The sequence below is a fragment of the Bacillus sp. N1(2025) genome (genome assembly GCF_053470005.1).
In genome coordinates, this window is sequence record NZ_JBLTJB010000007.1 from 35,399 (window position 1) to 50,229 (window position 14,831).

General features: G+C 46.3%; 17 protein-coding genes. All 17 read left to right on the plus strand.

What is annotated here, in order from left to right:
* Nucleotides 1–65 precede the first annotated feature (65 nt).
* Nucleotides 66–836, plus strand: coding sequence for a phosphotransferase family protein (locus ACNFN4_RS15610; protein WP_072176998.1), 771 nt, complete (start codon nucleotides 66–68; stop codon nucleotides 834–836).
* 121 nt (nucleotides 837–957) lie between these two features.
* The gene (locus ACNFN4_RS15615; protein WP_003154299.1) at nucleotides 958–1,290 is read left to right on the plus strand and encodes a putative DNA-binding protein; all 333 of its coding nucleotides are present in this window, start codon (nucleotides 958–960) and stop codon (nucleotides 1,288–1,290) included.
* A gap of 13 nt (nucleotides 1,291–1,303) precedes the next feature.
* A complete protein-coding gene (ffh, locus tag ACNFN4_RS15620) occupies nucleotides 1,304–2,644 on the plus strand; it encodes a signal recognition particle protein (RefSeq protein ID WP_007409763.1) in 1,341 nt (446 codons plus the stop codon).
* A 105-nt stretch (nucleotides 2,645–2,749) separates the two neighbouring features.
* A complete protein-coding gene (gene rpsP, locus ACNFN4_RS15625) occupies nucleotides 2,750–3,022 on the plus strand; it encodes a 30S ribosomal protein S16 (RefSeq protein ID WP_003154296.1) in 273 nt (90 codons plus the stop codon).
* Nucleotides 3,022–3,267, plus strand: a complete 246-nt coding sequence (locus ACNFN4_RS15630; protein WP_007611392.1) for a KH domain-containing protein — start codon at nucleotides 3,022–3,024, stop codon at nucleotides 3,265–3,267. Before rpsP ends, ACNFN4_RS15630 begins: the two co-directional genes overlap by 1 nt.
* Before the next feature lie 89 nt (nucleotides 3,268–3,356).
* Complete coding sequence (locus ACNFN4_RS15635) at nucleotides 3,357–3,743, plus strand: YlqD family protein (protein ID WP_003154291.1); 387 nt, start codon at nucleotides 3,357–3,359, stop codon at nucleotides 3,741–3,743.
* A 4-nt stretch (nucleotides 3,744–3,747) separates the two neighbouring features.
* Nucleotides 3,748–4,272, plus strand: coding sequence for a ribosome maturation factor RimM (gene rimM, locus ACNFN4_RS15640; protein WP_003154290.1), 525 nt, complete (start codon nucleotides 3,748–3,750; stop codon nucleotides 4,270–4,272).
* On the plus strand, nucleotides 4,269–5,000 hold the full coding sequence (gene trmD / locus ACNFN4_RS15645) for a tRNA (guanosine(37)-N1)-methyltransferase TrmD (RefSeq protein WP_022553353.1): 732 nt from the start codon (nucleotides 4,269–4,271) through the stop codon (nucleotides 4,998–5,000). The genes rimM and trmD overlap by 4 nt, the downstream gene beginning before the upstream one ends.
* A gap of 140 nt (nucleotides 5,001–5,140) precedes the next feature.
* Complete coding sequence (gene rplS, locus ACNFN4_RS15650; RefSeq protein ID WP_003154288.1) at nucleotides 5,141–5,488, plus strand: 50S ribosomal protein L19; 348 nt, start codon at nucleotides 5,141–5,143, stop codon at nucleotides 5,486–5,488.
* A 142-nt stretch (nucleotides 5,489–5,630) separates the two neighbouring features.
* Nucleotides 5,631–6,479, plus strand: a complete 849-nt coding sequence (ylqF, locus tag ACNFN4_RS15655) for a ribosome biogenesis GTPase YlqF (RefSeq protein ID WP_007611396.1) — start codon at nucleotides 5,631–5,633, stop codon at nucleotides 6,477–6,479.
* A 72-nt stretch (nucleotides 6,480–6,551) separates the two neighbouring features.
* Nucleotides 6,552–7,319 carry a ribonuclease HII gene (locus tag ACNFN4_RS15660; RefSeq protein ID WP_007611398.1) on the plus strand — a complete coding sequence of 256 codons (768 nt, stop codon included), beginning with the start codon at nucleotides 6,552–6,554 and terminating at the stop codon, nucleotides 7,317–7,319.
* A 16-nt stretch (nucleotides 7,320–7,335) separates the two neighbouring features.
* A complete protein-coding gene (locus ACNFN4_RS15665; protein ID WP_448200293.1) occupies nucleotides 7,336–9,039 on the plus strand; it encodes a glycosyl transferase in 1,704 nt (567 codons plus the stop codon).
* The gene (locus tag ACNFN4_RS15670) at nucleotides 9,036–9,317 is read left to right on the plus strand and encodes a FlhB-like flagellar biosynthesis protein (RefSeq protein ID WP_014417762.1); all 282 of its coding nucleotides are present in this window, start codon (nucleotides 9,036–9,038) and stop codon (nucleotides 9,315–9,317) included. The genes ACNFN4_RS15665 and ACNFN4_RS15670 overlap by 4 nt, the downstream gene beginning before the upstream one ends.
* Nucleotides 9,318–9,491: 174 nt before the next feature.
* Entirely contained in the window at nucleotides 9,492–10,649 is a 1,158-nt protein-coding gene (gene sucC, locus ACNFN4_RS15675) for an ADP-forming succinate--CoA ligase subunit beta (protein ID WP_003154283.1), read from the plus strand.
* A gap of 28 nt (nucleotides 10,650–10,677) precedes the next feature.
* Nucleotides 10,678–11,580: a succinate--CoA ligase subunit alpha gene (sucD, locus tag ACNFN4_RS15680; protein WP_014417763.1), complete on the plus strand. Its 903-nt coding sequence runs from the start codon at nucleotides 10,678–10,680 to the stop codon at nucleotides 11,578–11,580.
* Between the two features lie 64 nt (nucleotides 11,581–11,644).
* Complete coding sequence (dprA, locus tag ACNFN4_RS15685) at nucleotides 11,645–12,544, plus strand: DNA-processing protein DprA (RefSeq protein ID WP_014417764.1); 900 nt, start codon at nucleotides 11,645–11,647, stop codon at nucleotides 12,542–12,544.
* 181 nt (nucleotides 12,545–12,725) lie between these two features.
* The gene (topA, locus tag ACNFN4_RS15690; protein ID WP_014417765.1) at nucleotides 12,726–14,801 is read left to right on the plus strand and encodes a type I DNA topoisomerase; all 2,076 of its coding nucleotides are present in this window, start codon (nucleotides 12,726–12,728) and stop codon (nucleotides 14,799–14,801) included.
* The last annotated feature ends 30 nt before the right edge of the window (nucleotides 14,802–14,831 follow it).

Genomic DNA, 14,831 nt, shown 5'->3' on the forward strand with positions numbered 1-14,831 from the left:
AAAATGGACGGTTTTATACTCGTTTTTTTATACGCATTGATAGATCGGAATGGAGGGGGCAATTGTTGGACAAATGGCTGAAAGCTGAATTGGAAAGTAAGATCGGCGCGATAAACCATATGTCGCTGTTGGATGAACAGGGAGGCACTTCAACCGTTCGAAAAATAGTGACCGGTCAAGACGCATTTCTGCTGAAAAGTTCTTTTCAACAGAAGTATCGGGAATGGTTAATGAGAGAAGCCTTCGTTTTACAAAAACTGACGGAAACTCGTCGTCTGCCTGTTCCTGTTTATTATGGGATGATACAGGAACAGCATGCCAGCCATATCATCATGTCATTTGAGGATGGAATCACCCTGACTTCGGCTTTAAGAAAAGCAAAAGGGGATACTGAAAAGAAAAAGCTGATCAAAAGTTTCGGCCGGTTTCTGCAACGGCTGCATGAAACCGACATGGTCTCTGGTTTACAGCCGGAAACAGACTGGCTCGATCTGCAAATCAAACGAGCCGGGGAATATGTCAAAAAAGGACAGGCTGAAGGAAGTGCAGAGCTTTTGAAGGAATTGGACAGGTACAGGCCTGTTCCTGTTCAGCAGACAATGATTCACGGTGACTGCACGACTGATAATGTGCTGGTGAAAGACGGAGAGGTCTATCTGTTTATCGATGCTGCGGGAATATCGGCGGGAGATCCGCGATATGATGAATCATTAGCGATCAGTCATTTTGTCACAAATGAAGCATGCCTCAATGCTTTTTACGAAGGCTATTGCCGCTACCGTGTATCAAAACAAGAATTCGAGTATTTTAACGACGGTCTATATGAATTTTTTTGAAAAAACTTATGATGTAAAAAGAGCATCATGCTTTGACAAGATAAAAACTTGACACACGCTCTGAAACCATGTAAACTAAGTTTTTGTAAAGGGATTTGACTTAACAAAGGGGAGAGCTCAAATGTCGCTCGAAAAAACGACGAGAATGAACTATTTATTTGACTTCTATCAGTCGTTGCTGACGTCAAAACAAAAGAGCTATATGTCGCTTTATTATCTGGACGATTTCTCCCTTGGTGAAATAGCCGAAGAGTATGACGTTTCAAGGCAAGCCGTTTACGATAACATCAAACGGACTGAAGCGATGCTTGAACAATATGAAGAAAAACTGCTCCTTTTTAAAAAGTTTCAGGAGCGTAAAGAAATGTTTACAAAGCTGAAAGAGCTTGCTTCCGGGTTGCAGGAAGAGGAAAAAATGACGGCTCTGATTGAAGCGCTTGAGAAATTAGATTAGGAGGCGGCAAACAATGGCATTTGAAGGATTAGCCGACCGACTGCAAAAGACGATTTCAAAAATCCGCGGAAAAGGAAAAGTCAGCGAACAAGACGTAAAAGAGATGATGCGTGAAGTTCGTCTTGCGCTTCTTGAGGCTGACGTTAACTTTAAAGTCGTAAAGGATTTTGTGAAAAAAGTAAGTGAACGGGCTGTCGGACAGGACGTTATGCAGAGTCTGACACCCGGTCAGCAGGTTATTAAAGTCGTAAAAGAAGAGCTTACCGAGCTGATGGGCGGCGAAGAAAGCAAAATTGCCGTCGCCAAACGCCCGCCGACCGTTATTATGATGGTCGGGCTCCAAGGTGCCGGTAAAACGACAACCACGGGGAAGCTTGCCAACCTGCTGCGCAAAAAACATAATCGCAAACCGCTGCTCGTGGCTGCGGATATTTACCGCCCCGCCGCGATTAAACAGCTGGAAACCCTGGGGAAACAGCTTGATATGCCGGTCTTTTCGCTTGGCGATCAGGTCAGCCCGGTGGAAATTGCCAGACAGGCGATTGAAAAAGCGAAGGAAGAGCATCATGATTATGTGATTTTAGATACCGCCGGACGGCTGCACATCGATCATGAACTGATGGATGAGCTCTCCGGCGTAAAGGAAGTCGCAAATCCTGAGGAAATTTTCCTTGTCGTCGACTCAATGACCGGTCAGGATGCGGTAAACGTCGCCAAAAGCTTTAATGACCAGCTCGGTTTAACGGGTGTCATTTTAACAAAGCTTGACGGGGATACCCGCGGAGGTGCGGCGCTTTCTATCCGCGCGGTCACCGAAACGCCGATTAAATTCGCCGGAATGGGAGAAAAGCTCGATGCTCTTGAAGCGTTCCATCCTGAACGGATGGCATCCCGGATTCTCGGAATGGGTGACGTGCTGACGCTGATTGAAAAAGCTCAGGCGACCGTTGATGAAGACAAAGCCAAAGAGCTTGAGCAGAAAATGAGAACGATGAGCTTCACATTGGATGATTTTCTGGAGCAGCTCGGCCAGGTCCGAAACATGGGGCCTCTTGACGAACTGCTGCAAATGATGCCCGGCGCAGGCAAAATGAAAGGCTTAAAAAACATCCAAGTCGATGAAAAACAGCTGAATCATGTGGAAGCGATCATTAAATCAATGACTGTTCTTGAAAAAGAACAGCCGGATATCATTAACGCCAGCCGGCGGAAGCGGATTGCCAAAGGAAGCGGAACATCCGTTCAGGAAGTCAACCGTCTTTTAAAGCAGTTTGAGGAAATGAAAAAAATGATGAAGCAGATGACCAACATGACAAAAGGGAAGAAAAAAGGCTTTAAATTACCTTTTATGTAATCGGTTATACATGATAAAACCGTTGTTAAGAAAAAACACTTTACAAACACTTTTATCATTGTTAATATACTATCTTGTTGAAATATTTTCGGAGGTGCTAGTAAAATGGCAGTAAAAATTCGTTTAAAACGTATGGGAGCAAAAAAATCTCCTTTCTATCGTATTGTTGTAGCAGATTCTCGTTCACCGCGTGACGGCCGTTTCATCGAAACAGTCGGCACATACAACCCGGTTGCAAAGCCGGCTGAAGTGAAAATCAACGAAGAGCTTGCTCTTAAATGGCTTCAAACAGGAGCTAAACCTTCTGATACAGTCCGCAACTTGTTCTCAAGCCAAGGAATTATGGAAAAATTCCACAACGCTAAACAAGGCAAGTAATGACTGATCAGAACTTGGAAGATTTGATTGTCAGCATTGTGGCTCCGCTTGTCGACCATCCGGAAGACATAACGGTCACAAAGGAAGAGACTGATCAAAAGATTGCGCTGCGCTTATCTGTCAATAAGTCAGATACCGGTAAAATTATCGGAAAGCAAGGCCGGACTGCAAGAGCGATTCGAACCGTCGTTTTTGCAGCTGGCGCACAGTCTTCTAAGAAAGTTCAATTTGAAATATTTGACTGAAAAAGGGAGAGGGCCGGCACCTCCCCTTTTTTACACGTAAAAAAGGCAAATGAACAGAAATATGTTGGAAGAGTGGGGAGTCTGGTCCTATGCAGATTATTCACAGGGTAACCGTTATGCAGGTTCTGACCGAGCAAAGCAAGGAAAAGCTTTTGGCCTCTTTTGCAGAAAAAAAGCAAACGCTTGAACGAGAATGCAGCCAGCTCTATTTTCAGCTTAGAAAACATGAAAAAGATCAGCAGAATCCCGATGTAGCGGAATCTTTTAAAAAAGCCATTGAAAAAAGACAAGACAAAATCAAAATGATCGATTTCCAAATAAGCCAGACAGAGTCGCTCCCGCTTGGAAGCGAAGTGAAGGAAAAGGAGATCGATGCGCTGCTTTCAATCAACGTCGGTGATAACTGGCATGAAAAAACAGCGGCAAATACCATCGTCATAAAAGACGGGGTAGTAATTGAAATCCGCCCGAGGTGATAATATGACAAACAGATGGTTTAATGTAGGCAAAATTGTAAATACCCACGGCATTAAAGGCGAAGTGCGGGTCATTTCTAAAACGGACTTTGCCGAAGAACGGTACAAGCCCGGCAATACGCTTTATTTGTTTGCGGAAGGGGCTGCGGAACCAATCAAAGTAACGGTCAGCGCCCACAGGCTTCACAAGCAGTTTCACCTGCTGCAATTCAAAGAAATGCCGAGTCTCAATGAAGTCGAGCACCTAAGAAACATGGTGATCAAAGTCCCTGAAGAAGACTTGGGAGAGCTTGAAGAAGATGAATTTTATTTTCATGAAATCATCGGCTGCGAGGTTGTGTCAGAAGACGGGGAACTGATCGGCACAGTGAAGGAAATCCTGACGCCCGGGGCTAATGACGTATGGGTGGTTGCAAGAAAAGGCAAAAAAGATGCGCTCATTCCGTATATTGCTTCTGTGGTAAAGGATATTAATATAAATGAGAAGAAAATTAAGATTCATGTAATGGAAGGGTTAATAGACGAATGAAAATCGACTTTTTAACACTGTTTCCCGAAATGTTTCAAGGGGTGCTCGGCTCATCCATTCTGCAAAAAGCACAGGAAAAAGAGGCTGTCCGTTTTGACGTCATCAATTTCCGGGCTTTTTCGGATAATAAACACCAAACGGTTGATGATTACCCGTACGGCGGGGGAGCCGGGATGGTGTTAAAGCCGCAGCCCGTATTTGATGCGGTTGAAAAGCTGACAGCCGGTACGGACGCCAAGCCGCGCATTATTCTCGTCTGCCCGCAAGGTGAGCGTTATACGCAGAAGAAAGCCGAGGAGCTGGCGGAAGAGGAACATCTTATGTTTATTTGCGGACATTATGAAGGGTATGATGAACGGATCCGGGAACATCTTGTCACTGATGAAATCTCCATCGGGGATTTTGTGCTGACCGGGGGAGAGCTCCCTGCCATGATGATCGCCGACAGCGTTGTCAGGCTTTTGCCGGGCGTCCTCGGAAAAGAAGCATCCCACGTGGAGGATTCCTTCAGCACGGGGCTTTTAGAGCATCCGCACTATACGAGGCCTGCAGATTATAGAGGCTTAAAAGTGCCTGAGACCCTTCTGTCCGGCAACCATGCCAAAATACAAGAATGGCGCAATAAAGAATCAATCAGAAGAACCTTTTTAAGACGTCCGGATCTTCTTGAAAACTATCCTCTCACTGATGAGCAAAGAAAATGGATTTCCGAGTGGGAAAACGAATAGATTCTATTGCGCAGGCGATGAAGATATGATAAGATACTACTTGTGGCTTAAGGAGGCTTATCCTTCAGAAGCTTGAAAACGATGTTCCGCTGTGCCTTGCAGTTGTGGCCAAGAGCATCTGTTGGAAGGAGTTGAAAACGATGCAAAAACTAATTCAAGATATCACAAAAGAACAGCTTCGCACTGATCTTCCTGCGTTCCGTCCTGGTGACACTTTACGTGTACACGTAAAAGTTGTTGAGGGTAACCGTGAGCGTATCCAGATCTTCGAAGGTGTTGTGATCAAGCGTCGTGGTGGTGGAATCAGCGAAACGTTCACAGTTCGTAAGATTTCTTACGGTGTTGGCGTTGAACGTACATTCCCTGTACACACACCAAAAATCGCGAAAATCGAAGTTGTACGTTACGGTAAAGTACGTCGCGCTAAGCTTTACTACTTGCGTGAACTTCGCGGAAAAGCGGCTCGTATTAAAGAAATCAGACGATAATGATAACGAACGAAAAGAGCTTGTTACCCGTAACAGGCTCTTTTTTTATATGAAATTTGTAAAAGCAGAACAAGCAACGTAAAATACATAAGAGATCATCGGAACATCCGGTTCCGGTAAATAAGGCAGGTGTCGAAGTCACATGACCATTCAATGGTTCCCGGGCCATATGGCTAAAGCGAGACGGGAAGTAACAGAAAAACTGAAATTAATTGATATCGTATATGAATTGGTGGATGCGAGAATCCCGATGTCATCGAGAAATCCGATGATTGAGGAGATTTTAAAAAATAAGCCGCGCATTATGCTTTTAAATAAAGCCGATAAGGCGGATGCGGCTGTGACTGCCCAGTGGAAGGACCACTTTCAGGAACAGGGCATTCCCTCTCTTTCAATAAACTCCGTTAACGGGCAGGGACTGCATCAAATCGTGCCGTCCTCGAAAGAGCTGCTGAAAGATAAGTTCGATAAAATGAAAGCAAAAGGCATTAGGCCAAGAGCAATCCGCGCATTAATCATCGGCATTCCGAATGTCGGCAAATCTACGCTCATTAACCGGCTGGCCAAGAAAAACATTGCCAAGACGGGAGACAGGCCCGGCATTACCACTTCACAGCAGTGGGTAAAGGTAGGCAAGGAATTAGAGCTGCTCGATACACCGGGAATTTTATGGCCTAAATTTGAAGATGAGCTTGTCGGCTTGCGCCTGGCGATCACCGGGGCGATTAAAGATACGATTATCAACCTGCAGGATGTGGCCGTCTTCGGGCTGCGCTTTCTGGAAGAGCATTATCCCGACCGCTTGAAGGAGCGCTACGGACTTCAGGAAATCCCTGAGGATATCGCCGCTCTTTTCGACGCGATCGGTGAAAAACGCGGCTGTTTGATGGGCGGCGGAATGGTTGACTATGATAAAACAACGGAAGTCATCATTCGGGACATCCGGACGGAAAAATTCGGCAGGCTTTCATTTGAAACACCATCAGAATAAAGACGCGCAGCGATGCGGGTCTTTATTTTTTCCGCAGAATACCGATATACATAATGTAAGGGAGAAGAGAACGTGAATACATTAACCGTAAAAAGCGTAAAAGAACGCCTGCAAGAGGTCAGGGACGAAAGCGACCCCTTCCTTGCCCAATGTGAGAAAGACCCGAGAAAAAGCGTACAGACGCTTTTAGAGCAATGGCTGAAAAAGCACGCGAAGGAAAAAGCTCTTAAAGAGCAATGGCTGAACATGACGGCATACGAAAGACTGTCATCCAAAAAGGGCTTCCGCCTGATTGCAGGTGTTGACGAAGCCGGAAGAGGGCCGCTAGCCGGACCGGTTGTCGCCGGCGCCGTCATTTTGCCGGCAGAATGCGAGATTCTCGGACTCACGGACTCGAAGAAATTGTCGGAAAAGAAGCTCGAGGAGTATTACAGCCGGATCACGGAAGAAGCGGCGGCTGTAGGAGTCGGCATTGTCCATGCGGACGTCATTGACCGGATCAACATTTATGAGGCCGCGAGACTGGCGATGGTAAAAGCCGTCAACGCTTTAACGGAAACACCTGATTATCTGCTTGTTGATGCCATGACCCTTCCGCTTGACATTCCGCAGTCATCAGTTATAAAAGGGGATGCCAAAAGCGTGTCAATTGCCGCCGGAGCCTGCATAGCAAAAGTAACGCGGGATCGGCTCATGGCTGAGTACGCCAAAACCTACCCCATGTACGGCTTTGAAAAAAATAAAGGCTACGGAACGAAAGAACATCTTGAAGCTCTTCAGGCATACGGACCGACAACTATTCACCGAAAAACGTTCGCTCCCGTTCAATCTTATTGTTAGAAAAGAGGCTTAAGACATGAACATAAGCGGCGAAATCCAAGCGGCTTTCAGACAGCTGACGGCGGAAATCCCTCCGGACCGGCAAGACGGCGGTAAAGACAGCGGCGCTCAAAGGCTGCTGTTAGGGAAGGTTCTCCGTTTGCTGGACGATCAAAGCGCCCTTATCCAAATCGGCGGCCGGACGATGAAGGGAAAACTTGAAACCGCCCTTCGTCCGCAGGGGTATTACTGGTTTTCTTATGACAAACAGCCGGCGGAAAAAACGGGCCGGCTTCATGTCATTGACCAATTCGAAGGAAGCCCGAAAACCGTTCAGGAAGCGGCGGGAAGACTGTTAAACGCTCTTTCTGTCAAACCGGGCCCTGTGTCTCTGCAGATTGCCGAAACATTTATGCAGCAGAAGCTGCCGATGACGGAAAACAGCCTCAAAGCTTGCATCCGCTGGGCTGAATCGCTTCCGGCCGCCGAATTGAAAAAAGCGGCGGAAACAATCGTATTTGCGCTGAAACGGGAACTGCCCGCACATCCGGAAGTCTTGTCAGCCATTCATGCCGTTAAATATCCGGTTCCGACCCGGCGCCTCCTCTCAGGACTGCTTCAGGCAATCAATCAGGCTCCGCAATCGGCAAAAGAGCTGTCTGTGCTCAAAGAGGCGGTTTCTGACGTGTTAAACGCGGAAACGGATCTTCATGCAGAACGTCTCTTGAAGAAGCTTGCCGAGGCTGCACGCATGCCGACCTCAGAAACCGGGCTGATGGATGAAGGAGAACGGACGGAATCAAAACAGTCACCATTTGTCCGAGAGACTCGTGAAAACGGAAAGGCAGTCTCAAGCCAACCTTCTCCTCCGAGTGCACGGACAGATCCGGAACTTCCTGAAAAAACGGCAAAACAGATTATAGAGAAACTAATGACATCGGCAGAAAAAACTGAAAACCGTCCCGTAAAAGTAACGGCGGAGATCATTAAGGCTTTCATTTCTCAAGAAAAAACATTTAAAACAGCACCTGTTCTTCAAAACGCACATCTGACAGAACAGGAGGCGGCTGTTTTCGAAAAAGCCGTTCAGCTCACCGAATTGAAATATGCGGAAAAACATGATGTATTAAGCCTTTTGCAGAAAATCAAAAAAGGACTGGGCACGCGTGATGAATTATCATTCATTACAGCGCTTGAAAAAGGCTTGTCTCCGCAGCCGGAGAAACAAGCGCTGAAAACAGCCCTCCAAGCCGTCCGGACGCTTCAAGAAGCGCCCCAATCCGTTAAACAAGAGGCGGAACCGCTTATTCATAAATTAAACGGCCAGCTGTTTATTGAGCAGCATAACCCTTCTTTTACGCAGATGGTGCTGTCATTTCCGCTGGGTGCGTCCGCGTATGAGAATGACATCACAGTTCTTTTTAAAGGACGGAAGAAGCCGGACGGAAAACTCGATCCGTCACATTGCAGGCTCCTGTTTTTGCTGCATCTTGAAACACTGCAAGAAACCGTTGTGGACTGCATGATTCAGCAAAATGTAATGACCATTACGGTTGAGACTGATTTTGAGCTTCAGGCGGCCATCGACCCTCTCGTACCGGCTTTAAAAGAAGCCGTAAAAGAAACGGGCTTCAGCCTGTCAGGCGTCACGGCTAAAAAACGGCGCCCGAAAGACCAGAGCGCTCTTGTGGAAGAGTTTATAGAAAAAGACGGGGGAAGAAAAGTGGATGTGAAAATATGAAAGAGCAAACGCCGTTAAGAAGAGCTGTCGCCCTGCATTACGACCGGCAGAAAGACCAAGTTCCAAAGGTTGTCGCAACAGGCAGAGGGCACGTGGCGGAAAATATTATAAAAGAAGCTGAGAAGGCTGGGGTCCCCATTCAGGAAGACAGAACCCTTGTCGAATTAATGCGCCATTTGACGGTTGACGATCAGATACCGGAGGCGCTTTATGAAACCGTTGCCGAAATTTTTTCATTTGTTTACAGACTGGACGAAACCCTGAAAAACGAAAAATAAGGACCATTCATTTCCCGGACTCCGTTTAAATTTATATTTTCAATAAAATAAAAGTTAGAATGTTTGGAAGGATATAAAGATTTTGTTTTGAACCCTAGACAATTCTTCCAGTATTATATAGAATGAAAGCGCAGTCTATTTTTAGTTTTGCTACATAAGTTAGGAGGATGGGAAATGAATATCCATGAGTACCAGGGAAAAGAAGTCCTCAGAAAATACGGGGTGTCTGTTCCTGAAGGTAAAGTGGCTTTTACAGCAGAGGAAGCAGTTGAAAAAGCAGAGAGCCTGTCAAGCTCGGTTTATGTCGTAAAGGCGCAAATCCATGCTGGCGGCCGCGGCAAAGCTGGTGGGGTAAAGATTGCAAAAACAAAAGATGAAGTGAAAGAGTATGCCGAAGAACTGTTAGGCAAGACGCTCGTCACACATCAAACGGGTCCGGACGGACAAGTAATAAAACGCTTACTTATTGAAGAAGGCTGCGATATTAAAAAGGAATACTATGTCGGGCTTGTACTTGACCGCGCTACTTCAAGAATCGTTTTAATGGCGTCTGAAGAAGGCGGAACGGAGATTGAAGAAGTAGCGGAAAAAACACCTGAAAAAATTAAAAAAGCGGTAATTGATCCGGCTGTCGGCCTTCAGGGCTATCAGGCAAGGGAAATTGCATTCGCAATTAACATCCCGAAAGAGCTTGTCGGCAAAGCCGCTAAATTTATGCTCGGTTTATACAAAGCATTTGTTGAGAAGGACTGCTCCATCGCCGAGATCAACCCTCTCGTCGTTACGGGGGACGGAAACGTCATGGCGCTGGATGCTAAGCTGAACTTCGACAGCAATGCGTTATACAGACAAAAAGACATTATGGAATACAGAGATTTAGATGAAGAAGATCCGAAAGAAATCGAAGCGTCAAAATACGATTTAAGCTACATTTCCCTTGATGGAAATATCGGCTGTATGGTAAACGGCGCGGGTCTTGCAATGTCTACAATGGATATCATTAAACACTACGGCGGAGAACCTGCAAACTTCCTTGATGTCGGGGGCGGCGCAACCGCAGAAAAAGTTACGGAAGCTTTTAAAATCATTCTTTCCGATCAAAACGTAAAAGGAATTTTCGTTAATATTTTCGGAGGCATCATGAAGTGTGATGTCATCGCCGAGGGCGTTGTTGAAGCGACGAGACAAGTCGGATTGACATTGCCGCTGGTCGTGCGCCTTGAAGGGACAAACGTAGATTTAGGAAAGAAAATCCTGAATGAATCAGGCTTAAACATCACATCTGCGGAATCAATGGCAGACGGCGCACAGAAAATCGTATCCTTAGTTTAGGAAAGAATGAAAGGCAGGGGACCAGATAATGAGTGTTTTTATCAATAAAGATACAAGAGTTATTGTACAGGGGATTACAGGTTCTACCGCTTTATTTCATACAAAGCAGATGCTGGAATACGGCACGAATATCGTTGGCGGTGTAACACCTGGAAAAGGCGGAACGGAAGCGGAAGGCGTACCGGTATTCAATACGGTCGCAGAAGCGGTTCATACAACGGGCGCTGATGCGTCAGTTATTTACGTGCCGGCTCCGTTTGCGGCGGACGCAATTATGGAAGCGGTTGACGCGGAAATTGATCTTGTCATTTGTATCACTGAGCACATTCCGGTTTTGGACATGGTGAAGGTGAAGCGCTTTATGGAAGGCAAGAAAACGAGATTAATAGGGCCGAACTGCCCGGGTGTTATTACACCTGAAGAATGCAAGATCGGCATTATGCCGGGATACATTCATAAAAGGGGCCATGTAGGCGTTGTATCCCGTTCAGGAACATTGACATACGAGGCCGTCCATCAGCTTTCAGAAGCCGGCGTAGGCCAATCTACCGCTGTAGGGATCGGCGGCGATCCGGTCAACGGCACGAACTTTATTGACGTGTTAAAAGCGTTCAATGAAGATCCTGAAACACATGCCGTCATCATGATCGGAGAAATCGGCGGCACAGCTGAAGAAGAAGCGGCTGAGTGGGTGAAAGCGAACATGACGAAGCCTGTTGTCGGCTTTATCGGCGGTAAAACCGCGCCTCCGGGAAAACGCATGGGCCACGCGGGCGCCATCATCTCCGGAGGAAAAGGCACGGCAGAAGAAAAAGTCAAAACGATGAACGCCTGCGGAATTGAAGTCGCGGAAACCCCTTCTGTAATGGGTGAAACGCTGATTAAGGTGTTAAAAGAAAAAGGCTTATTTGAAACGTGCAAAACGCACTGATCGAAGCAGGGGCAGCCGTAACGGCTGTTCCTGTTTTTGCTGAAAAAAGAGGAGGTTGCCAGATTTGGATCAAGCATCGCGCTGTTTAATGGTCTGCAGTATTAATCAAATCATTTCCCCGTCTCTTCTATTAAAATGGTGGAAAGCTGACCACTCTCTGTCTTTTTTACCGGATCCGCATCCATTAACTGTTTTATCAGAAGGGAAAACAGCCCCGGAAGCAATTTTTCGGGAAATAGAGCGCAAGGAACCGGAACTTGATGAAGTTCTGTCCGATTACCGCCGCAAAGGCATTACTGTCATTCCGATTTCATCAAGCCGCTATCCAACATGGCTTAAAGCGATTTATGATCCGCCGGCTGTCTTGTATGCAAAAGGGAACACGCTGCTTCTTGAAAAAGGCAGAAAAATCGGGATTGTAGGAACGCGGAAACCGACGGAAGACGGAATAAAAGCGGCTGGGCATCTTTCCGCCGAACTCTCAAAAAAAGGCTGGGTCATTGTAAGCGGGCTTGCATCCGGTATAGACGGGTTGTCTCATAAGGCGAGCATCAGGGCAAAAGGGCTTACGATCGGCGTGATAGCCGGCGGATTCCATCATATCTATCCCCGGGAAAATCTCCTGTTAGCAGAATACATGGCTGAACACCATCTCCTACTCTCAGAACATCCTCCTGAAACAAAGCCGAAAAAATGGCACTTTCCGATGAGAAACCGCATAATCAGCGGACTAAGTGAAGGAATTGTGGTCGTGCAGGGAAAAGAAAAAAGCGGTTCATTAATCACAGCTTACCAGGCTCTCGATCAAGGCAGAGAGGTATTTGCCGTTCCGGGTTCCATATTTAATCCATATTCCGGAGGACCTATAAAACTCATTCAAGAAGGGGCGAAAGCTGTATTATGCGCAGAGGATATTGACGGAGAGCTGACCGCCCGATGCGTTCAGTATACGGAACCCTTTTGAAATATCGTTTGACAAACGGTATTGTAATATTTAATAATAGTGAGGATTTAAAGTTGCACATTATTTTCATGTATAAAATGACGTTCATCATAAAGAATGAAATGTTGAAAGCCATAAAAAGGCAGCTCTAAAATGAATTGATACTTGAAAAGAGAGAGAACACCTCTTGAGGGGGATGAAAATGTCTGATTATCTAGTCATCGTGGAATCGCCGGCAAAGGCGAAAACGATTGAACGTTATTTAGGGAAGAAATATAAAGTCAAAGCTTCAATGGGACATGTCCGGGATCTTCCGAAAAGTCAAATGGGAGTTGACATCGAACAGAACTTTGAACCGAAATATATTACGATCCGCGGAAAAGGCCCTGTTTTAAAAGAATTAAAAACAGCGGCAAAGAAAGCAAAAAAAGTCTATCTCGCGGCCGACCCCGACAGAGAAGGGGAAGCGATTGCATGGCATCTCGCACACAGCCTTGATCTGGATCTCAGCTCGGACTGCCGGGTCGTCTTTAATGAAATAACGAAAGACGCCATTAAAGAATCATTTAAACATCCGCGCATGATTAATATGGATCTTGTCGATGCGCAGCAGGCGCGCCGCATACTAGACAGACTCGTCGGATACAAAATCAGCCCGATTCTTTGGAAAAAAGTAAAAAAAGGCCTCAGTGCGGGCCGTGTGCAATCCGTTGCACTCCGGCTGATCATCGACCGGGAAAAGGAAATCAACGACTTTAAACCTGAAGAGTACTGGACGATTACCGGCTCATTTTTAAAGGGAAAAGAGACGTTTGAAGCCGGATTTTTCGGGAAAAGCGGCAAAAAGCTTCCTTTAAAAAGTGAAGAAGACGTAAAAGCCGTCCTTGCTCAGCTGAAAGGGAATAAGTATACAGTTGACAAGGTTACGAAAAAAGAGCGCAAACGAAATCCCGCTCTGCCGTTTACAACGTCCACTCTGCAGCAGGAGGCTGCCAGGAAGCTGAATTTCAGAGCGAAGAAAACGATGATGATCGCTCAGCAATTATATGAAGGAATTGATCTCGGCAAAGAAGGGACAGTCGGGCTCATCACGTATATGAGAACGGACTCAACGCGGATTTCCAATACAGCCGTTGAAGAAGCGTCAGCTTTTATTGATCAGGCGTACGGAAAAGAGTACTTAGCGGGAAAACGGAAACCGGCAAAGAAAAATGAAAATGCTCAAGATGCCCACGAAGCGATCCGCCCGACTTCGGTGCTCAGAAAACCTGCCGACTTAAAAGCGGTGCTTGGAAGAGACCAGCTCAGATTATACAAGCTGATTTGGGAGCGCTTTGTTGCAAGCCAGATGGCGCCTGCAGTCCTAGATACGATGAGCGTCGATCTCAGCAATAACGGATTGACATTCCGGGCAAACGGAAGTAAAGTCAAATTCGCCGGCTTCATGAAAGTCTATGTAGAGGGTAAAGACGATCAGCTGGAAGAAAAAGACCGCATGCTTCCGGACCTTAAAGAGGGAGACACGGTTTTATCGAAAGATATTGAGCCTGAGCAGCACTTTACTCAGCCGCCTCCGCGTTATACAGAGGCGCGCCTGGTTAAAACACTTGAAGAACTGGGGATCGGCCGTCCTTCGACATATGCGCCGACTCTTGACACCATCCAGCGCCGCGGTTACGTGGGATTAGACAATAAACGGTTTGTGCCGACTGAGCTTGGGCAGATCGTGCTGGATCTTATCATGGAGTTTTTCCCGGAAATCATCAACGTTGAATTCACGGCTAAAATGGAAAGAGACCTTGACCATGTTGAAGATGGCCAGACAGAATGGGTTCAAATCATTGACAGCTTCTACACCGACTTCGAAAAACGCGTGAAAAAAGCGGAAGCCGAAATGAAAGAAGTGGAAATCGAACCTGAATACGCCGATGAAGATTGTGAATTATGCGGCTCCCGGATGGTTTATAAAATGGGCCGATACGGCAAATTTATGGCGTGCTCCAACTTCCCTGACTGCCGGAATACAAAACCGATTGTCAAACAAATCGGCGTAAAATGTCCTAAGTGCCATGAAGGAAACATTGTCGAACGAAAATCAAAAAAGAAACGCGTCTTTTACGGCTGTGACCGTTATCCTGAATGCGACTTCGTATCTTGGGACAAACCGATTGAACGAAAATGCCCGAAATGTGAAAATATGCTCGTAGAGAAAAAGCTTAAAAAAGGCATACAAGTCCAATGCGTCGAATGCGATTATAAGGAAGAACCACAGAAGTAGCGGTGAGCAGAGCCTTGCTCACCTTCTTTG